Raw genomic sequence first — 19,957 nt, forward strand, 5'->3', positions numbered from 1 at the left:
GAACTCGTCACGCCGACCATACGGGTCCTGAACGGCGGCAAGGAGTCGGTGGAAATCAGACATGTCGCCCTGCTCAGCCTTGTTCAGGGCCCGATCCAGGTGGTGGTTGCGCGGGATGTAGACCGGGTTGCTGCGCCGGGCCAGCTCACCGTCTGCAATGCCACCGGGTGCCCACTCCCGCACCAGGCGGTCCCCCTCAGCCATCCAATCCGTGAGGGCTTCCGGCTCCACTCGTTCATCCAGTCGGTCCTCTGCCACAGCCCGGAAGAACAGGGTGAAGTCCTGACCGGTGACCTCCATCAGGTCAAAGGTGGTTTCCACGAATGCCCGGAACTGCGTGAGCGCCTCAGGGTCCGGTGCCGAGCCCAGATCCACTCCCAGCTTGGCGGCAAAACCGCTGGCCAGTGCGGCGTCGTAAGCAGGTTCGTATTCGTGCAGAACGGCGGTGGCGCACTCGACGGCAACGTTGGGGTCGTCGTCGATCAGGTCGATCAGGGTTTCGGCAAAGCGGGAGAGGTTCCACAGGCCGATGGCGGGCTGGTTGCGGTAGGCGTAGCGGCCGCCGCGGTCGATCGAGCTGAACACGGCTCCGCGGGAGAACCGGTCCACAAAGGCGCAGGGGCCATAGTCGATCGACTCCCCGGAGATGGTCATGTTGTCCGTGTTCATGACCCCGTGGATGAAGCCCACCAGCATCCACCGGGCGATCAACGGCGCCTGGGCGTGGGTCACGCATCGCAGCAGTTCCAGATAAGGGTTCTCCGCGTCAGCAGCCTCCGGCCAGTGCCGTGCAATGGCGTGGTCCGCCAGAGCTCGCTTGACCTCCACCGACCGGTGCACGGCGGCAAACTGAAAGGTCCCCACCCGCAGGTGACTTGCGGCAACGCGGGTCAGCACGGCACCAGGTTGCGGGCCCGGCTGCTGACGCTGCACCTGCTGACCGGTTTCCACCACGGCCAGCGCACGCGTGGACGGGATGCCCAGTGCATGCATGGCCTCCCCGATCAGATACTCACGCAGCATGGGCCCCAGTGGCGCTTTGCCGTCCCCACCGCGGGAGAACGGTGTGCGCCCGGAGCCCTTCAGATGGAGATCGCGGCGGTTTCCGTCAACATCCACCACCTCACCCAGCAGCAGGGCCCGGCCATCCCCCAGCTGCGGAACAAACTGCCCGAACTGGTGACCGGCGTAGGCCTGGGCGTAGGTGGGCGGGGCGTCGTCGTCGTTGGAGTGGGGCTCGGCCGGGAACTGGCCGTGGAGGAAGTCCACACCTTCCGGCGAGCGCAGGAAGGCGGGGTCAATGCCCAGCTGCTGGGCCAGGGAGTCGTTGACCACCACCCACGACGCCGCGGTGGCCGGGTCCGCTGACCAGCGCACCGAAAGCTGGGGGACCTGGGTGGCATAGGTGTGTTCCAGGCGCGTGGATGCTGCAAGGGCAGAGGAAGTCGCGTGGGTGGGTGCAGGTGATGTCATGACGTGGTCGCCTCTCGACGGCGGAGCTTTGACGGTAACTGAAAAGCAGACCCGCACACATTGACTGTGCAACAACGCTGCGGCAGCCCCGTTCAGGGCGTACCTTGGGAAACGTCAGCATACTGACGATTTATTTCGTGAAGATGCCAAGGGCACGACACGAAAACCCACCAGGAGGAACACCGTGACCGAGCACTCCGAGCCACAGCAGAACGGCCAGCCAACCCCGCGCAATGCCAGCCCCTCCGGACAATCACTGCCCGGCGCCCCGGCACCTGAAGAACCACAGTTGACCGAATCCACACAACCCAGGTCACCGCTGCCCCCAGCTGCTGACCAGGCGGCACCTGCCATGCGCTCAGCCACCGGCAACCCCACCCAAGCTGAACCCTCCTCCCGCGCGCAACGCTCCACGCACCTGACCACGGCCCAGGGCGCCCGCTTGGCCACAACGGATCATTCTCTGCGCGCCGGGGAGCGCGGGCCTGTGCTTCTGCAAGACCATCACCTTCGGGAGAAGATCACCCATTTTGACCACGAACGCATCCCCGAGCGGGTGGTGCACGCCCGCGGCGCCGCAGCTCACGGCGTGTTCCGCGCCAATGGAGCCGCAACCTCCATCTGCCGGGCCGCAGTGTTCCAAGATGGAAAAGAGACGGATGTTTTTGTCCGGTTCTCAACCGTCCTGGGGTCCCGCGGTTCTGCAGACGCCGTGCGTGACACCCGTGGATTCGCGGTGAAGTTCTACACCGATGAAGGCACCTGGGATCTGGTGGGCAACAACATCCCCGTGTTCTTCATCCAGGACGCCATCAAGTTCCCGGACATCGTCCACGCCGGCAAACCACACCCGGACCGGGAAATCCCGCAGGCCCAGAGCGCGCATGACACCTTCTGGGACTTTGTCACGCTTCACACGGAGGCCACCGCGCACACCATGTGGAACATGTCCGACCGGGGTATCCCCCGTTCCTACCGCATGATGGAGGGCTTTGGTGTCCACACCTTCCGCATGAGCAACCACGACGGCGAAACCACATTGGTCAAGTTTCATTGGAAGCCACGCCTGGGCGTGCACTCCATGGTGTGGGAGGAAGCCCAAATCACCAATGGCATGGACCCTGACTTTCACCGCCGCGACTTGGCTGACGCCATCGAGTCCGGCGCGTATCCGCAGTGGGACCTTGGTGTGCAGGTCTTCCCGGACACGGAAGACCAGATGTTTGAAGGCATTGACCTCTTGGACCCCACCAAGATCGTCCCGGAGGAGCTGGCCCCGGTCCAGATCATCGGCACCATGACCTTGAACGCCAATCCCACCAACTACTTTGCTGAAACGGAGCAGGTGGCCTTCCACCCCGGTCACCTGGCCCCGGGCATCGATGTCACAGCCGACCCCCTGTTGCAAGGCAGGTTGTTCTCCTACCTGGACACCCAGATCAGCCGACTGGGTGGACCAAACTTTGCTCAACTGCCCATCAACCGCCCGCACGCCCCCGTCAATGACATGCTGCGGGACGGCATGCACCAGACGGCCGTGCACACGGGCGTTGCCCCGTACAAGCCGAATTCTTTGGACGGCGGGTGCCCGTTCTTTGCCGGCGCGCAGGACGGCGCACTGATTGACGTACCAGTTGAGATCCAGGGAAAGGCGACCCGACAGAAACCGGCCAGCTTTGAGGACCACTTTTCCCAGGCGCGACTCTTCTACCGCAGCTTGGCTCCTGTGGAGCAGGAACACACGGCCAACGCCTACGCATTCGAACTGGCCAAGTGCTACGAACCCGTGATCCGCCAACGTGGGGTGAACGTGCTGAGCAATGTGGATCAAGGGTTGGCTGAGTCCGTGGCCGCCAAGCTGGGTTTGCCCGCACCCGAACCCCAGCAGTTGGAACCGGTTGCCACCAGCCCCGCACTGTCCCAGGTGGGGCGCGAATGGCCGCTGGATGGTCGGCAGATCGCTGTGCTCACGTGCGGGGAGTCCGATGCGTCAGCGGTTGCTGAGTTGGTGGAGCAGATTTTCGACGCCGGCATGGTGCCGTTGGTGGTGGCCCCCACGGGAGAGCCGATGGGTGACGGTGACGGCTCAGTGGCGGTTGCACGGACCTACTTCACCGCCCGGTCCATCGAGTTCGACGCCGCCGTGGTGGTGGACCTGCCGGCTGAGCCCGAGCCCGCCGTCGCCGTGATGTTCGGGGAACTGCACCGACAGGGCAAAGCGATTGCCGTGCTGGATTCGGCGCTGGACTCCGCCGTCGCCGTCGGGCTGGACCAGGAGTACGAGGGCACTGCTCAACTCTCCGGGACCACGGAAGCACTGTCGGTGCTGCGCTCGGCGCTGTCCCGCCACAGGGTCTGGGCGCGCTGACCGGGAGTGCCCGGGTCAGGGCACGATGTCCAGCAGCTTCGCCTTGTCCACCGGGACCTCCCGCAGAATCAGGCGGGAGTTCACGGAGGCGCCCGAGCAGACGATGTGCAGCTGGTAGTCGTACTCCCCCGTGAGCCGCAGGGCACCGACGACCTGGGGCACCTTGGTGAGGGACTCGGCGAAATCGACTCGGGAGACGGCTTCGTGCAGCTTGATGTCGCTGAGCACACCGAGTTCCAGCCCCAGGGCGCGCTCGTCGATGACGACGGTGCTATCCGTGATCACGCCGCCTTCCCGGTGGCGTCTCATGCGTTCGGCCACGGTGTTGGGGGCCAAGCCGACCGCATGAGACAGCGGCTGATAGGAGGCCCGTCCGTTCCGTGACAGTTCGCTGATGATGCGCGATCAATCCCGTCCAAAGCCATGACTGATGATTCCTCTCCCTCATTGACCATCTGGAGTGATTATCTCTGCGGAGAGCGATTCTCTAATGATTTTCCGCTGATACATCAAGTCGCTGTTGCGTACCGTTCGGGCCATGGACCTGCTCTTCGCCAAAGTGGCACTAGCTCCGCTGATGATCTTGGCTGCAACCCTGATTGCCCGCCGTCTGGGCCCGCGCGCGGGAGGCTTCTTCATAGGGCTCCCCACCACAGCCCTACCGTTCACGCTGACCATGTACTTGATGCTGGGCGTGGACGCAGCAGTGGTCACAGCCACCGGGGCCATCACGGGGCAACTGACCTGCGCGCTCTTCTGCATCGCCTACGCCCGCTCCGGACCGCGCCTGGGTGCATTCAGGTCGAGGCTCGCGGCGCTGGCGGTGGGACCTTCCGGTGCGTATGGGCGTGGCTTGCGTGACCGTTGTGACTGTTTCATCCCTGCAACCCCTGCTGGGCACCGTCCTGGCGGGCGCGGTGGCTTCCCTCCCCACGATCCTGGTGGTCATGTGCCCGGCCGTTCATCACGCGGAAGGCCCGGCCACCACCGTCGAGATGACTCGCGGGACGTTGACCTCCATTCCGGCCACGGTGGTTTACCTGGTGAGTTTCGTACTCCTGGCGCCGCACCTCGGGATGTGGCAGGCCCTGGCGGTGAGCCTGGTGGCGATTCCGCTCACGAGCATCGCGGTGTCCCGCGGGGCAGTTCTACTCTCAGGGATGCAGCCGCCACCACGACGCGACCAACCCCTCCCAACGGGCCCTGAGCTGGGCGTACGGCGCCAGGAGGGGTTGTCACGGGAGATTTCTCGGCAACTGATCACGGGCATCCCTGCTGGCCAAGAACGATCATATGTATGCTTACTGTCGTCACTTGCGTCTCAGAAAGGACCCACCGTGAGCAACCATCCCAATGCTCGTCCCACGCCCCAAGACACCGGAGCAACTCGCGTGAACGATGAGTCGAACACCAAGGATGTTGTGGCCCAGAAGAGCAAGAACGAGGCCAACCAACTCAAGAACCAGGCCGCCGGATCCGGTGAGCGCGTTGCCGAAACGGCCAAGGACAAGGCAGGCAACGTCAAGGACGAGGCCGTCAACCAGGCCCAGGATCTCTTCGGTCAGCTGAAGGGCGACGTGCAGGGCTACGTGGGTCCCCAGCAGGAGCGGGCAGCGTCCACCGCCCGGTCCATCAGTGACGAAATCGGTGCCATCTCCCGCGGTGAGCAGCCCCAGTCGAATTACGTGGGTGGCGCCCTCGGCGGCCTTTCCGGGTACGCCGACTCTTTCGCGTCGGCCCTGGAGAACAAGGACCCCCAGGAACTTCTGGGTGATGTCCGCCATTTCGCCTCTCGCCGCCCCGGCACGTTCCTGGCGTTGGCTGCCGGCATCGGCCTGCTTGCCGGGCGCGCCACCCGTGGTGCCAAGGACAGCGACGAGGTTCCCACCGACGCCCAGGGCGCCAAGGAGTTCTTCGGCACCGCGGAGTCCGACACCACGGGACAGGAGGGACAGGCCCGATGAGCCACCCAGTGCCCCCGTCAGAGACCCAGGTCCGCGCGGAGCGTGAATCCCTGGGAGACATGTTCAATTCTCTGAGCACCAACCTCACCACCTTGATACACCAGGAAATCGCCCTGGCCAAGGCCGAGGTCACGCAAACGGCCAACAAGACCAAGGACTCAGCAAAGGTCATGGGCAAGGGTGCGGGGATGCTGGGCGGGGCCGGAGTTGCCGGCCACTTCGTCCTCCTGTTCCTGTCCCTCACGATCATGTGGGCGCTCGGCAACGTCATGAACCTCGCGTTGGCGGCGCTGATCGTCGCCGTCCTCTGGGGCGTGATCGCCGGGGTCCTGGCCATGCTCGGCAAGAAGAACCTGGACCGCGGCCAGAAGACGTTGCAGCAGGCCACCAGCGACCCCATGCCGCAAACACGTCAGACCGTCACCGAAATCCCTGACACCGTGAATCCGTCGAAGGAGACCCCATGAGCCAGCAGACCCCCGAAGAGATCCGTGCCGAGATCGAAGCCACGCGGTTGCGATTGGGCGCCGACGTTGACGCCGTGACCGAGAAGGTCAAGCCCGAGAACGTGGTGGCGCGCCAGAAGGGCAAGGTGCGCGGCAAGTTCCAGAACGCCCGCGAGCGCGTCATGGGCTCAGCCGACGACGCCCGCGCCTCCACGGAGGACTCGTTGGGCAACCTGCGGGATTCCGCGGGTGAGAAGGCCGACCAGGCACGCCAGGCGGTTGGCAACGCACCCGGTGCAGCCAAGGCCAAGACCCAGGGCAACCCGCTTGCCGCGGGCCTCATCGCCCTGGGTGCCGGTCTGCTCGTGGGCTCCTTGCTGCCCTCCAGTTCCAAGGAGCAGAAGCTGGTGGGCCAGGCCGCGGATCGCGTACAGCCTCACGCCCAGCAGGCGGCTCAGTCCGTCAAGGGCGCGGCTCAGGACATCGCGCAGGACATGAAGCAGCCCGCGCAGGAGGCCGCCCAGTCCGTCAAGGAAACCGCCCGATCCGGCGCCCAGGACGTCAAGTCCCACGGGCAGCAGGAAGCCGGGAACCTGAAGGATTCGGCCCAGGACTCCGCCAAGTCGGTCAAGAACGAGGCACAGAACAACTGACGCCCTGACAGACCGAAACCCCGGCAGAGGTGGCCCCGTTGCTCAGGCAGCAACGGGGCCACCGTCGTCGTTCAGGGGTCAGGTGCCCGTCGTTGACAGCAGGCGTGGCGTCAAGGGCATGAGCACCCCACCCCAGGACCAGCGGATCCGCACCGACGTCGTCGTGATCGGCGCCGGCCCCGTGGGTGAGAACGTGGCGCAGTACGCCGTGGAAGGTGGGCTGTCCGCAACCCTGGTGGAGCACGAGCTGCTGGGCGGCGAGTGTTCCTACCACGCCTGCATTCCCAGCAAGGCGTTGCTCCGGCTCATTGCGGTCGCAGACACCGCTGCAAACCTGCCCGGGATCTCGGACCCCTCCGTGGACGTTCCCGGCCTGCTCGTCCGCCGGGATTCCTGGGTTTCCCATTACGACGACGCCGGTCAACTCACCTGGGCGGAGCGCGCCGGGGTGTCCGTGGTGCGGGGCCACGGGCAGCTGATCGGTGAGCGGATGGTCCAGGTTGAGGGTGTTTCAGGGACCACGGTGCTGGAAGCTGCGCCTGCGGTGGTCCTGGCCACCGGCAGCACCCCGGTGATCCCGTCCGTGTTTGACGGTGTGGAGCCGTGGACCTCGCGTGATGCCACGGGTGTACAGGAGATTCCGGAGCACGTGGTGATTGTTGGCGGAGGTGTGGTGGCTTGTGAGGCCGCCGCGTGGATGGCGGCTCTGGGCTCACAGGTCACCATGGTGGTCCGCGGCGACCGCCTCCTGCCCGGGTGGGAGGAGTTCGCGGGCCGGACCGTTGTCGAATCCTTGCGGGACAGCGGTGTGGATGTGCGGTTCGTGACCGAAGTGGCCTCGACATCCCGCCAGGGTTCGGCCGCCACGGGATTGGGGAGGATCCACGGCGGGCCGGTGACACTGTCCTTGAGCGACGATTCTGCGCTGGAAGCCGATGAGGTCCTGGTGGCAACGGGCCGACGCCCCGCCCTGGAGTCTGTCGGTCTGGACGCCGTGAGACTCGCCCCGGAGGACGTCCTGTCCGGCACCCTCCCCGGCTGGCTCCACGCCGTCGGAGACGCCGGCGGTACCGCTCCCCTCACTCACGTGGGGAAATACCACGCAAGGGTTCTGGGAACCCGGCTGGCCGCCGATGCCGGGGGCCGCGGTGATCGCCCTGCGCCGGATCTGGTTCCCGTTCCGCAAGCCGTATTCACGCAGCCGCAGGCTGCCACGGTGGGGCGCACCGAGGCGCAGGCACGCGAGGAAGGCATGGACGTTGCGGTCTCCCAGGTGCCGTACGGTTCGGCGGCCGGGACTGCTCTGCTCCGGAACACCGTGCGTGGGGCGGCCAAGATCGTGGTGGATCGACGGACCGGTACATTGGTGGGCGCCACGTTCGTGGGCCCCGACGCCGCGGAACAACTGCACGTGGTCACCGTGGCCATCGCGGGCGCCGTTCCGGTGCACGTGCTCCGGCACGCCATTCCAAGTTTCCCCACGGCCTCCAAACTGTGGCTGCGACTGCTGGAGGAGCTCCCCGCGGACCTGCGGTGACGTGCGTCGGGGTTCATGATTCCGGGTGTGATGACAGTGCGTGACGGTGATTTGGTGGCGCTTTTCCACAGTTTGGTGGCGAGAGTTCCCTGACGGGCGGCCGGTTGCGTAGGGTCAAGGCACGTTCACCCTGGTGAGACCTGACTCACATGCGCCGGGGTCATGTTGATCGTGTCCAGGAGGCCCCGCTGTGTCCCGTCGTTTCGCTGTGCTGAGTGCGTCCGCCGTCCTCCTTTTCTCGGGGGTCCTGACCGCGTGCAACAACGACGACGACGGAGGCGACCCGGCCCCCACGGAAACAACCACCTCTGCCGCTGCGGCGTCATCGGCCCCTGCCAAGGACGAATACGTCCCCGCCTCAGCCGAGGGGCCCGCCAAGAACGTCCCCAAACCCACCAAACCGGCCCTGGCCGACGAAGAATCCGTGGAAGGCGCCCAGGCGTTCCTCGACTACCTCTCGGATGCAAGGGCCTATGGGCAACAGACCGGGGACACCTCGCTGGCCCGCGAGGTCACCGCGGAAGAGTGCTACTCGTGCACGGAGCATTACGACAATCTGGACTCCCATTACGAGGCAGGTGGCTGGGCATCCGAAGGGTACGAGAAATTCACCATTCTCAGCGAAGACCTTCCCGTTGACTCGTATGGCCTCTACGCCCCTGAAATCAGCATCGAGGCTGACGACATCACAATCTGGGACGACAAGGGTCAAGTGGTCCAAGAAGCCCGTGGTGAGGACGGCAGCGAAGATCGCATCCTGGTTCACCTGGACTATCGGGAAGGCCAGTGGACCTACGTCACCACTGCTCCCCTGGGATCATCGTGAAACGCTCGGGCGCAGCCGGACTAGCCACCCTGATAGCTGTCGTTGTCTGCGGCCTGCCACAGGCGTCGGCAAACGAAAAGGACGGTTTCTACTCCACCCCCTATAGCTACTCCAACAACCCAGTCACCAGCGCCCAAGCGGACGGCGGGTCCGTGGTGGTGCGGGGTTCGGACTCCCAAGGCGGGTCCCCGGGCTCTTCGGGATCTTCCGGCGGGTCGATGGAGATCGAAATCGCGGAAGAGGCAGTGGCTTCTGCGGAATCGGCGGGCGGCGGGGAACCGCTGAGCCTTCTGGACTACGAGTCCTCGCTGGTGCAGTACACGACCACCGTGATGGATGAGGACCGGGAGAACTCCGGGGTTCGCGGCAAGTTGCCCGATGCCGGTTCCGGTCAGTACTCCGTGGTGGACACCTGCGCGGATGCGGAGGACCAGGAGGCCTGTCAGGAAGAGGAGTCCTGCACCATGACCGACGGCGGCACCGGACAGAACTACTACGTCGAGTTCGCCGAGGGCCCCGACGAGTCCGACACCCAGCGGGTGTCCCGCCCGTTGTGCCTGCCCGCCGGTGAGCTCCCGGACTCCGGGTCCATGCCCATCCCGGTGTTCACCGTCGAAGACCTGCAACGCCTGGACATCGCTGCTGCGACCTCGGTGGTGGAGCCGGCCCCGCACACGCTGGTCAACTACAACACCAACGTCTACGCGGAAGCCGAGGCCCAGGAGTTCACCACCACCCTGGCCGGATACCCCGTGACAGTGAGGGTCTACCCGATTGAATACACGTGGGACTACGGCGACGGAACCACCCTGGGCCCCACGCAGTTGACCGGGTACCCGCTGGACGAGAACGAATGGGACCTCGAGACGGACACCAGCCACCGTTACGCGGAGACCGGGGACGTCCAGGTCGGCTTATCCACCACCTTCGAGGGCGAGTACTCCGTGGCCGGCGGGCCCTGGCTCGCCGTCGACGGGACCTCCACCGTGGACAGCGCCCCGGTGGACGTGAGCGTGTGGCGGGCGAAAGTCCGCAACTACGCCGATGACTGCAACGAGAACCCCGCCGGAGCCGGCTGCTGACCGGCCCCAGCGGGATTGTCGGCGGCGTAGGGTGTCACCGGCGGTGTAACGCCAGGTCAGCAAGTATCAACGTAGTTGGGGGTCATGATGTCCAGAGTCGTTGTCATCGGGGGCGGGTTCGCCGGAGTGTGGACTGCGGCGGGGGCCTTCCGCCTCGCTGAATCGGAGGGCACCGGAGAACCCGTACACCTCACGCTCGTCGCGCCGAATGACGACATGGTCATCCGCCCACGTCTCTACGAAGACGACCCGGAGACCATGCGCGTGGCCCTGGACCGCGTCCTGGGACCGATCGGCGTCGATCGGATCGCCGCCACAGTCACGGGCATCGACACCGATGCCCACACCGTGACCGCGCTGGATCGGGAGGGACGCCACATCGAACTGCCCTACGACCGCCTGGTCATGGCTGCCGGCAGCTCCCTGGTCCGCCCCCAGATTCCCGGGGCAGAGCACCTGTTCGACGTCGACACCATGCCTTCCGCGGCTCGTCTGCACTCCCACATCAACCGCCTGGACACGTTCCAGGGGCACCCGGGCCAGTTCACGGCCGTCGTCGTCGGAGGAGGGTTCACAGGTCTGGAAGTGGCCACGGAACTCCCGTCACGGTTGAAGCGTGTTGCGGGCGACCAGCCCATGCGCGTGATTCTGGTCGACCGTGCCGAAGAGCTGGCGGCACCCTTGGGCGAGGGCCCGCGACCCACCATTGCCGCAGCACTCGATCGGCACGGCGTGGAGGTGCGTCAAGCGGCCTCCGTGGAATCGGTGACGGCCGACGGCGTCGTACTGACCGACGGCGAGGCCATTCCTGCCGCCACAGTCATCTGGACGGCGGGCATGAAAGCCAGCGCCCTCACGGAGCAGATCCCCGCCGAAAAGGACCGGCTGGGTCGCCTGTCCGTGGACCGGAACCTGAAGGTGGTGGGCGTCCCGGACGTGTACGCCACGGGTGACTGTGCAGCCGCCCAGGCCGACCCTGACCACCTTGCCATGCAGGCCTGCCAGCACGCCGTGCCGCTCGGCAAGCACGCCGGGTACAAAGTGGCAGCGGATCTCCTGGGGATCGAGCCCGTGGAGTTCGCCCCGGATCAGTACGTGACGTGCTTGGACCTCGGCCCCGGAGATGCCGTGTTCACCACGGGGTGGGGCCGTCAGGTGCAGATGACCGGGCAGGAGGCCAAGACCCTCAAGTCGCAGATCAACACCGAGTGGATCTATCCGCCCGTGGACGACCGTGCGGCCATCCTGGACCTCGCAGATCACCGGCGCACCTGGCCGATCGACTGACTCGTTTCCGGACGGCAGGGGCCGGCGGGCAGGGCGTCAGTCGCCGAACGCCTCCAACAGCGCAGCCGCAGATTCCTTGCCCAGCTGGTTGGCGGCCAAGGGGCTGTCACCGGTCAGCAGGTTGCGGTCCCGAGTGGTGGCACCGGACATGTCCGAGTTGGTCACCTCAATGCCCGCCTGCTGTAGCGCCTCCCCCAAGGCCCACGGCATCTTGCCGGGCAGGTACCCGATCTCCACGTTGGGCCCGAAGTCCAGGGCATCCGGGAACGCCACGATCTTGTACCCGGCAAACGGGTTGGCATCGCGGTCAACACCGGCAGCCAACAACCCCGCGGGTCCATGGCAGAGGGTGATCACCAGACGGTCGTTGTCCAGGAAGAACTCCAACGCATCACGCAATTCCGGGCTGGTCGGAAGGCCGTTCATGGCACCGTGACCACCCGGAATGAAGATTGCCGCGTAGTCCCCCAGCCCACTGGACACCACGTCTGCCAGTTTCTGGGGTGCCTTGAAGCTCTCTGCTGTGTTCTGCCAGGTGGCGTTGACGGCGTCGTCGTCGTGGGGGAAGGCCCACCACTCGAACTTTCCGGGGCCGCCGCTGACGGTGGCCACGTCGATTCCGTAGCCGGCCTCCGCCATGTGGTGCAGGGGCAGCAGGGTCTCCACGGGGTGGTTGCCGGTGGAGAAGAACGTGCCGTTGTCCATGAGCATGTAGCGCTCGTCCGTCGCCACTACCAGCACCTTCCAGCGGGCGCCGGTGTACTTGCGGTCCGTACCCAGGCCGTCAAAATCGGTGCGGCTGGCGGTGTACTGGGACAGTGAGTAGGGCGAGGGGAAGAATGCGTTGTCTTCGGCCTGGTCAGCGGTGGGTTTGCGGTCCTGGTTCTGGGTCATGACGGTTCCTTTTTCGGCGTTTGAGGCTGCGCGGTTCAGCTCAGCAGTGAGTCGTAGCCTTCACGGTACGTCGGAAAACGCAGGGCGCTGACGAATTCCTGCATACGCGAACTGTCCAATCTCTTGCCTGCGCTGCCCCCGGGCTTGTCAGGCGGTACTGGCACGTTGAGTTTGCCCGCAATGTAGGCGGCAACGTCGCCCATGCGTGCGGGTTCGGTGTCCACGGCGTGCAACAACGACGGCGGTTGTTCCGCTCCCAGCACCTCATGGAGAACGGACACCAGGTCATCGCGGTGGATGCGATTGGTGATGCGTGCGTGGTCCATGGGGCTGCCCTGACGGACCCGATTGATCAGCGAGGTCCGCCCCGGCCCATAGATTCCTGCCGGCCGCACGATGATCACCCCCGGGAACAGCTGCTGCGCCAGGTGTTCGGCTTCCAGGAGGACTTTGGCGGTGTCCCGCGTGGGGTGGGGTTCGGCGTCCTCGGTCAGGGTTCCATCCGAGTTACCCAGAACTCCGGTGCTGGACACCAGAACAACTCGGGGCGGGATGCCGCTGGCCTGCAGGGCTTGGTGCAGGCCTTTCAGTGCACCCAGGTAGGTGTGCCGGTAGTCCTCCACGTCCCGACCGTCGGCCGTGAGAGTTATGACGACGGCGTCAGCTTTCGGGAGGTCTTGATCCCCCGGATTGGTGAGATCCATGGAGATGGGGGTGATGTTATCGGGGAGCTTGTCCACGGACCGCCGGATCCCGGAGGCTGCCCAGCCCTGTTGGCCGAGCCGTTCCCCCAGCGCCATCCCGACGTCCCCGCAACCAGCCAGCAACACGTGTTGAGTCATGGGGCAAGGGTGTCACGGGTGTCAGAGTCAGCGTGGAACAGCAGGTGGACCCACGCACGGTCCACGCGTCTCCTCACCTCTTTTTGCATCCGGAACTCTGCGATTCCCCGCCACACCATCCATGTCACAAACATGATGAAGGATGCCAAGACGCCCAGCAGGCCAGCTACGTACACGTATTCGACACCCCAGGGGATCCAGCCCCTGGACGCTGCCATCACACCGATCAACGAGAACACATAGACCGCAGTGGTGAAGACGATCAACACGAACAAACCTGGATGGTTCCGATTGAGTTCGAACCGCACCATACGTCGAATGGGCCCCCGGAGTGCGCTCACTCGCTCGTCCGCCGCCCACTTGAACTCACCCCACTCCTCCAGGTGGTCAACCTCTTCGAGCCGCCTTTGGGCGCGCTCCATTGCTGCCCCGATCCCGCTGTCATCCATTCGATGGCGGAGACTGCGCATCCATGCCAGGATCAAGGCCACACACAGTGAGGCCGCTACGGTCGTCCCCATGTCACGCAAAAAGTCCATGCCTGAAACGTAGAACCGCCTTCAGACATAACAAGCTCATCAGGCTGCGGACTCCAACTCTCCACCGTGATCTCCGGCCGCATCATGCCGCAAAGCACCACTGGCGGTCAGTGCCCCCAACACCGACCGCGCCACGGCCCGCCCCAGCTGCACGGGGACTGCGTTCCCGATCTGGCGGGCGATCGCCACTTTGGACCCGTACCACGTGAAGTCGTCGGGGAAGCCTTGCAGCCGGGCGGCCTCGAAATGGGTGATGGCGCGGTCGGCCCGGGGGTGCAGGTAGCGTCCCTTCTCCGGTTTGAAGAACTCCGTCCGGATGGTCACGGAGGGTGCGTCCCACTTGAGGCGTCCCATCACGTCTCCGGTGCCGGTCTTGTGCTTCCGCCAGCAGGGGGACAGCAGCTCGTCGGGGATGTCGAACCGGTTGCCACCGGCCGGGATGGTGCTGAACCGCCGCAGGGACAGTTCGGTGTAGTTGCGGCCCAGGTGGAGTTGGTGGGACCGGAACGGCCCGGGGATCCCCACCGAACCAGAAGGAGCACGGACAATCGGCAGCTCCACCCCGGAAACCTCGTCCGGGATTCCGGCGAACGCGTCCCGGACCGTCTGCCACTGTCCGTCATGGGATGCCACGGGCACTCCTACCTGCGGTAGACCGCGCCTGCGTCCGATCACGACGGCCCGCCGGCGGTTCTGGTGCGCGCCGTAGTCAGCCGCGGACAGGGTGAAGGTCTCCAGCTGGTAGTTCTCCAGCATCCGTCCTGGTTCCGTGGCCTGTTCAAGGGCTGCGAACTGGGGAGAAGTCAGGAACGGGACCACGTTCTCCAACACGAAGTACCGGGGGCGTGCGGCAACAATGGTCTCCGCGTACTTGAGCCACAGGAAGTTGCGTTCGTCGTTGATGTCCTGCCGCCCCAACGCGGAGAACCCTTGGCACGGAGGACCCCCGATGATCACGTCTGCAGACGGTGTGGGATGCTCCACCAACCAGGACTCAACGGGCCCCACGTATTGCTGTTCCGTGTGGAAATTCGCCCGGTAGGAGGCGGCTGCGGCACGGTCGAACTCCACGGCGGCAACGGTGGATGTGGGCAGGCCCATTTCCTCCGCTGCTTGGTGCCAGCCCTGGGTCAGGCCACCGGCACCGGTGAACAGGTCGATCACCCGTACAACCCCGGTCATGTCCTCGGCCTCGCCCTTCAATGGATCGCCGTGTGGAAGTCAGCGGCCTTGGTGCCGCATCAGGGGTTCATGGTAGCCGGCGTCACCGACTGCGCAGGGGCGGTACACACCCTGCGGGACAACGAGTCACGGCTTTTGACACCATGGTTCCGTGAGCGGAGAACTACCACCCGAACACGCTGCGGGCCCGGCGTTGGATGCCGGCGTGCGGAAACGCATGTCACGCCAACGACGTCGTGACACAGTTCCCGAGCTCGAGCTCAGACGCGCCCTGCGGGCACTGGGACTTGGGTACCGGGTGAACGCCGTGTTGCCCGGACTGCCACGACGCCGTTGTGACGTCATGTTCAAAGGCGTGAAGGTGGTGGTGTTCGTGGACGGGTGTTTCTGGCACGGGTGCCCGGAGCACTCGACGGCTCCGCGCAACAACGCGGACTGGTGGGCGCGAAAGCTGTCCGGGAATCGAGCGCGGGACCGGGACACGGACCGCCACATGATGGCCCTGGGGTGGACTGTCATCCTAGTCCGGGAGCACCAGGACATGACCGCGGCAGCAGGGGAGATCTCCGACCTCGTCCGTGGGTTGCGCGGCGAAGGTCCACACAAGCAGGTTCCGTGATGAGCATTACGATTGTTCGGAAGTCATCTTTTGAAAGGACCGTGCGCACAGTGGACCAGTCGGCCAAACGCAAGCTCATCGAAGTTTCCATTCCTCTGGAGGCAGTCAACGAGCAGTCAGGCCGGGAGAAATCGATCCGGCACGGCCACCCCTCCACGCTTCATCTCTGGTGGTCCCGTAAGCCAACTGCAACCGCACGGGCGGTGCTGTTCGCGCAGCTGGTGGATGATCCGTCGTCCTTCGAGGTCGACTACCGCAACCAGGCCCGGGAGAACGGTCTCTCTGAGGAAGAGGTCGAGGTCTGGGTGGCTGCCAAGGTGGACGCCGAACGCGCGCGACTCCACCGGCTGATGACGGCCATGTCCGACTGGGACAACCTCAACGACACCCAACTCTGGAAGCAGGTTCGGCAGGAGATCCAGAGGTCCACGGGCGGGAACCCCCCGCCGATCGTGGACCCGTTCGCCGGTGGCGGTTCCATTCCTCTGGAGGCCCAGCGGCTGGGTCTGAAGGCGCACGCCAGCGACCTCAACCCGGTTGCCGTGCTGATCAACCGCGCCATGATCGACGTCCCACCCCGGTTTGCCAACCGCGCACCGATCCACCCGCAGGTCGAGTCCAGGTCCTCCTGGGGCGGAGCCGAAGGGTTGGCGGAGGACGTCCGCAGGTACGGCGAGTGGATGCGTGACCAGGCCCGTGAGCGTATCGGTGGCCTCTACCCGGCTGCCCGGCTGAGCGACGGAAGCTCCGCCCCCGTCATCGCGTGGAAGTGGGCCCGCACGGTCACCTGCCCCAACCCGGCGTGTGGCATCCGCATGCCGCTGGTCAGCTCGTGGTGGCTGGGCAAGAAGAAGGGCAAGGAGGCGTACGTGGTCCCCACCGTGACCGACGGTCGCGTGGAGTTCACCATCGGCCATGACCCCGCACACGCACCCACCAAGGACGACGACGGCACCGTGGGACGCCGTGGCGCCGAGTGCATCGGCTGCGGCACCCACGTGGACCTCAAGTACATCCGGGCCGAGGGCAAGGCTGGGCGAATCGGCCAACAGCTCATGGCAGTCGTGGCACAGGGTCAACGCTCACGGATCTACCTGGAACCGAACGATCAGCACGCCCAAGCCGCGGAAGTGGATCGGCCGAAGTCTGTTCCCGGCGGTGAACTCCCGACGAATCCCAGGGATTTCAAGACTCCAAACTACGGCATGACTCAATTTGCCGATCTGTTCACCAACAGGCAGTTGACGGCGTTGACCACGTTCTCTGACCTGGTGGGCGAGGCCCGGGAGAGGGCTCTCCAGGGTGCCTTGGCTTCCGGCATGGAACGCGGCACGCCACTGTCGGACGGCGGCAACCAGGCCGAAGCATACGCCGACGCCGTGGCCACGTACTTGGCATTCGTTGTCAGTCGATGCACCGACTACTCCTCCTCACTTTCCAGCTGGAACTCTCCCGGTGAAAAGATGCGCAACGTCTTCGGCCGCCAAGCGGTACCCATGGTTTGGGACTTTTCTGAAGTTTATCTTTTCTCAGAGTCGAGTGGCGGGTATGCTAATAATTTGAAATGGGTTTACAGAGTCATTGAGAATTTCCCCCAGGAGTCAGTCACGCCGGGGCACTCCCGCCAACTCGACGCAGCCTCGCTGGACTACCAAGGGAAACTGATCTCAACGGATCCGCCGTACTACGACAATATCGGGTACTCGGATCTCTCCGATTTCTTCTACGTGTGGCTGCGCCGATCTCTGCGCCGTGTCCACCCGGATCTGTTCGGCACCATGTTGGTGCCCAAGGCTGAGGAGCTTGTGGCCAATCCTTACCGTCACGGTGGCAAGGACGGAGCACAGGAATTCTTCGAGGACGGTTTCAACAACGTCTTTGCACGTGCCCGCGAATCCGCCCTCCCCGACTACCCCATCACGGTGTTCTACGCCTTCAAACAGTCGGAGACCACCACAGGAGGCACGGCCTCCACCGGCTGGGAAACCCTGCTCGAGGGGATGGTCCGCAACCGGTGGCAGGTCACAGGGACCTGGCCCATGCGGTCCGAGCGCACCGGCCGCATGTTGTCAGTGGGCACCAACGCATTGGCCTCCTCCATCGTGCTGGCGCTCAGGCCTCGCCCGGACAGCGCCGGAGTGGTGGACCAGCGCACGTTCCGCGAGGAGCTTCTGGAAGAACTTCCTGACCGCCTTCACGAGATGCAGAAGGGAACCATCGCGCCGGTGGACCTCCCCCAGGCCGCCATCGGGCCCGGAATCGCCATCTACTCGCGGTACGACCGTGTACTGAATGCGGACGGGGCCTCCCTGACCGTCCGTGAGGCACTGCAGATGATCAACGCGGTGTTGGACGAGGTCCTGGACGAGCAGGAGAACGACTTCCAGGCGGAGACCCGCTGGTGCATCAAGTGGTACGCGCAGAACGGATTCGCCCGTTCCACCTACGGCACAGCCGAGACCCTGGCCTCCGCGCTCAACACCTCTGTGTCCCACCTGGCCAGGTCAGGTGCCGTGGAGTCACGAGCCGGTCAGGTCAAACTGCTGGCACACGACGAACTGTCCACCGACTACCGACCTGATCGGGACAACATCGTCACGCTCTGGGAGGTCACCCTCCAGGCTGCCACGGCAATCGGTCGTCCGGGTGAAGGCATCGGGGAGGCCGGGAAGATCGTGGCCCTGGCCTCCGACCGCGTTGACCGTCAGTCCGTCAAGGACCTTGCCTTCCTGATGTTCGCCCAGGCTGAGAAGCGCAGAGAATCCTCCGTCGCGCAGCTGTTCAACGCCTTGGCCACGTCCTGGCCGGAGGTCACCCAGGCCGCCGACGACCACATACGGTCTTCCGCCAACCAGCAGACCACCATTGACCTCTCCTGAAAGGTTCCCCATGGCACCGACGAACCGTGACCGCGTGGGTCAAGCCCTCGATCACCTTGCCCTCGCCCTGGAGCCCGTGGTGGAACGCGTTCTGGCCCCACACCTGACGAACGGTCAGTCCTGGACCAGCATCTTGGAGGCCCTGGACCAGGCGAAAGGACGGGCCCACGAAACCTACAACCCGTCCGACCTCCACAACCTGCTCCGTGTGACCACGCACCGTCTCGGTGAACTGCACTTCCCGTTCAACGGAACCTTCTCCCGTGTGGAGTCCAACCTGCTGAACGAGGCCGCCGGCTTGCGCAACCAGTGGGCACACATGGAGCAGTTCAGCAGCGACGACACCCTGCGCGCCCTGGACACGGTCGAAAGACTCCTGGGTGCACTGGACGCCCAGGAGTCGGCCCGGTCCGTCAGGAGCGAACGCCTGGCACTGAACCGGCGCGTCTACGAGGAACAGGCCAGGGCGGACGCCCGCCACGTCACCACGGGCCCCGGCATCGAAGAGCTCGAGCCCTGGCACCACGTCCTCCGGCCACGGCAGGACGTACTGGACGGCAGTCAGAAGGAAAGTGACTTCGCCGCCAACCTCCACTCCGTGGCAACGAACTCCGGCGACCTGGGACCCGAGTACACGGACCCGCGCAAGTTCTTCCGCATCACCTACGTCACGGAGGGCCTGCGGGACCTCCTGCAACAGGCCGCCGGCCGGGTCTCCGGGGCAGGGGACGGAGACCCCGTGATCAACCTCCAGACCACCTTCGGCGGCGGCAAGACCCACTCCATGCTGGCGGTCTGGCACCTGTTCTCCGGCGTGCATCCACAGGAACTGCCGGACGACATCCAGGACATCCTGACCCAGGCCGGGGCGGGGAACGCTCCCATGACCGTGAACCGCGCCGCCGTCGTCGGAAACGAACTCTCGCCCGGTCAGCCCACCGTCAAGCCGGACGGCACCGAGGTCCGGACCATGTGGGGAGAGTTGGCCTGGCAACTCGGCGGCGCCGAGGGCCACGCCATGGTGGCCGGTGCGGACGCCACCGCCACCAACCCCGGATCAGCACTGCGGGACCTGCTGGAACGGTATTCACCGTGTGTGGTCCTGATCGACGAATGGGTGGCCTACGCCCGCCAGCTCCACGAGCGCGACGGACTCAGCGGCGGCAGTTTCGACACCCAGTTCACCTTCGCCCAGGCACTCACGGAAGCCGTCTCCCAGACCCCTGGCGCGCTCCTGCTGGTGTCCATCCCGGCATCGGACGCCCACCAGGGTGAGGAACAGGGGTACAACGAACTGGAGACCGGCGGGCGCCACGGTCTGGCCGCCCTGCAACGGCTGGAGAACGTGGTGGGCCGCACGGCCCAC

At 65.3% G+C, this 19,957-nt stretch carries 17 protein-coding genes; 11 read left to right on the top strand and 6 right to left on the bottom strand.

Features of this window, described 5'->3' with window-relative positions:
* The coding region (locus tag L979_RS08780) for a YdiU family protein (RefSeq protein WP_047691730.1) at positions 1 to 1,473 on the bottom strand (1,473 nt) is incomplete at its 3' end.
* 184 nt (positions 1,474 to 1,657) lie between these two features.
* On the opposite strand from L979_RS08780, the gene L979_RS08785 reads away from it, so the two are divergent.
* On the top strand, positions 1,658 to 3,841 hold the full coding sequence (locus L979_RS08785; protein WP_081994160.1) for a catalase: 2,184 nt from the start codon (positions 1,658 to 1,660) through the stop codon (positions 3,839 to 3,841).
* A 15-nt stretch (positions 3,842 to 3,856) separates the two neighbouring features.
* Here the strand turns inward: L979_RS08785 and L979_RS08790 are convergent, their stop codons facing one another.
* Positions 3,857 to 4,240 (bottom strand): AsnC family transcriptional regulator, encoded by a 384-nt coding sequence (locus tag L979_RS08790; protein WP_081994163.1) that lies wholly within the window; start codon positions 4,238 to 4,240, stop codon positions 3,857 to 3,859.
* Between the two features lie 938 nt (positions 4,241 to 5,178).
* Here L979_RS08790 and L979_RS15885 point away from each other — a divergent pair.
* The 7 genes from L979_RS15885 to L979_RS08830 all read left to right on the top strand — a co-directional run bounded on the left by L979_RS15885 (position 5,179) and on the right by L979_RS08830 (position 11,636).
* Complete coding sequence (locus L979_RS15885) at positions 5,179 to 5,805, top strand: hypothetical protein (protein WP_156125518.1); 627 nt, start codon at positions 5,179 to 5,181, stop codon at positions 5,803 to 5,805.
* A complete protein-coding gene (locus L979_RS08805; RefSeq protein ID WP_052209714.1) occupies positions 5,802 to 6,272 on the top strand; it encodes a phage holin family protein in 471 nt (156 codons plus the stop codon). The genes L979_RS15885 and L979_RS08805 overlap by 4 nt, the downstream gene beginning before the upstream one ends.
* Entirely contained in the window at positions 6,269 to 6,904 is a 636-nt protein-coding gene (locus L979_RS08810; protein ID WP_047691742.1) for a DUF3618 domain-containing protein, read from the top strand. The genes L979_RS08805 and L979_RS08810 overlap by 4 nt, the downstream gene beginning before the upstream one ends.
* Positions 6,905 to 7,022: 118 nt before the next feature.
* Positions 7,023 to 8,441, top strand: coding sequence for an NAD(P)/FAD-dependent oxidoreductase (locus L979_RS08815; RefSeq protein ID WP_047691745.1), 1,419 nt, complete (start codon positions 7,023 to 7,025; stop codon positions 8,439 to 8,441).
* 190 nt (positions 8,442 to 8,631) lie between these two features.
* Complete coding sequence (locus L979_RS08820) at positions 8,632 to 9,267, top strand: DUF6318 family protein (RefSeq protein WP_047691748.1); 636 nt, start codon at positions 8,632 to 8,634, stop codon at positions 9,265 to 9,267.
* Complete coding sequence (locus tag L979_RS16745; RefSeq protein ID WP_231559475.1) at positions 9,264 to 10,349, top strand: hypothetical protein; 1,086 nt, start codon at positions 9,264 to 9,266, stop codon at positions 10,347 to 10,349. The genes L979_RS08820 and L979_RS16745 overlap by 4 nt, the downstream gene beginning before the upstream one ends.
* Positions 10,350 to 10,433: 84 nt before the next feature.
* Positions 10,434 to 11,636 (top strand): NAD(P)/FAD-dependent oxidoreductase, encoded by a 1,203-nt coding sequence (locus tag L979_RS08830; RefSeq protein ID WP_197052116.1) that lies wholly within the window; start codon positions 10,434 to 10,436, stop codon positions 11,634 to 11,636.
* A gap of 36 nt (positions 11,637 to 11,672) precedes the next feature.
* Here L979_RS08830 and hchA read toward each other — a convergent pair whose 3' ends face one another.
* Genes hchA through L979_RS08850 form a run of 4 tightly spaced genes read right to left on the bottom strand, consistent with a single transcriptional unit; the run spans position 11,673 to position 15,093 of the window.
* Positions 11,673 to 12,530 (bottom strand): glyoxalase III HchA, encoded by an 858-nt coding sequence (gene hchA / locus L979_RS08835; RefSeq protein WP_047691751.1) that lies wholly within the window; start codon positions 12,528 to 12,530, stop codon positions 11,673 to 11,675.
* Positions 12,531 to 12,565: 35 nt separating this feature from the next.
* Complete coding sequence (locus L979_RS08840) at positions 12,566 to 13,372, bottom strand: NAD(P)H-binding protein (RefSeq protein WP_047691754.1); 807 nt, start codon at positions 13,370 to 13,372, stop codon at positions 12,566 to 12,568.
* Entirely contained in the window at positions 13,369 to 13,911 is a 543-nt protein-coding gene (locus L979_RS08845) for a hypothetical protein (RefSeq protein ID WP_047691757.1), read from the bottom strand. The genes L979_RS08840 and L979_RS08845 overlap by 4 nt, the downstream gene beginning before the upstream one ends.
* Positions 13,912 to 13,950: 39 nt before the next feature.
* The gene (locus tag L979_RS08850; protein ID WP_081994166.1) at positions 13,951 to 15,093 is read right to left on the bottom strand and encodes a DNA cytosine methyltransferase; all 1,143 of its coding nucleotides are present in this window, start codon (positions 15,091 to 15,093) and stop codon (positions 13,951 to 13,953) included.
* Positions 15,094 to 15,244: 151 nt separating this feature from the next.
* On the opposite strand from L979_RS08850, the gene L979_RS08855 reads away from it, so the two are divergent.
* From L979_RS08855 to L979_RS08865, 3 genes are all read left to right on the top strand, one after another.
* Positions 15,245 to 15,712: a very short patch repair endonuclease gene (locus L979_RS08855; protein ID WP_231559476.1), complete on the top strand. Its 468-nt coding sequence runs from the start codon at positions 15,245 to 15,247 to the stop codon at positions 15,710 to 15,712.
* Positions 15,713 to 15,753: 41 nt separating this feature from the next.
* Positions 15,754 to 18,591 carry a DUF1156 domain-containing protein gene (locus tag L979_RS08860; protein ID WP_047691762.1) on the top strand — a complete coding sequence of 946 codons (2,838 nt, stop codon included), beginning with the start codon at positions 15,754 to 15,756 and terminating at the stop codon, positions 18,589 to 18,591.
* Positions 18,592 to 18,601: 10 nt separating this feature from the next.
* Positions 18,602 to 19,957: Swt1 family HEPN domain-containing protein (locus L979_RS08865; protein WP_047691765.1), on the top strand; the 1,356-nt coding region annotated here is incomplete at its 3' end.

Source organism: Kocuria sp. ZOR0020 (assembly GCF_000800955.1).
GTDB lineage: Bacteria > Actinomycetota > Actinomycetes > Actinomycetales > Micrococcaceae > Kocuria > Kocuria subflava.

What these genes read in the sequence shown, in the direction of transcription:
- L979_RS08805 (WP_052209714.1), top strand. Translation starts at nt 5,802, where the DNA reads ATGAGCCACCCAGTGCCCCCGTCAGAGACCCAGGTCCGCGCGGAGCGT.
- L979_RS08810 (WP_047691742.1), top strand. Translation starts at nt 6,269, where the DNA reads ATGAGCCAGCAGACCCCCGAAGAGATCCGTGCCGAGATCGAAGCCACG.
- L979_RS08815 (WP_047691745.1), top strand. Translation starts at nt 7,023, where the DNA reads ATGAGCACCCCACCCCAGGACCAGCGGATCCGCACCGACGTCGTCGTG.
- L979_RS08830 (WP_197052116.1), top strand. Translation starts at nt 10,434, where the DNA reads ATGATGTCCAGAGTCGTTGTCATCGGGGGCGGGTTCGCCGGAGTGTGG.
- hchA (WP_047691751.1), bottom strand. Translation starts at nt 12,530, where the DNA reads ATGACCCAGAACCAGGACCGCAAACCCACCGCTGACCAGGCCGAAGAC.
- L979_RS08840 (WP_047691754.1), bottom strand. Translation starts at nt 13,372, where the DNA reads ATGACTCAACACGTGTTGCTGGCTGGTTGCGGGGACGTCGGGATGGCG.
- L979_RS08845 (WP_047691757.1), bottom strand. Translation starts at nt 13,911, where the DNA reads ATGGACTTTTTGCGTGACATGGGGACGACCGTAGCGGCCTCACTGTGT.
- L979_RS08850 (WP_081994166.1), bottom strand. Translation starts at nt 15,093, where the DNA reads ATGACCGGGGTTGTACGGGTGATCGACCTGTTCACCGGTGCCGGTGGC.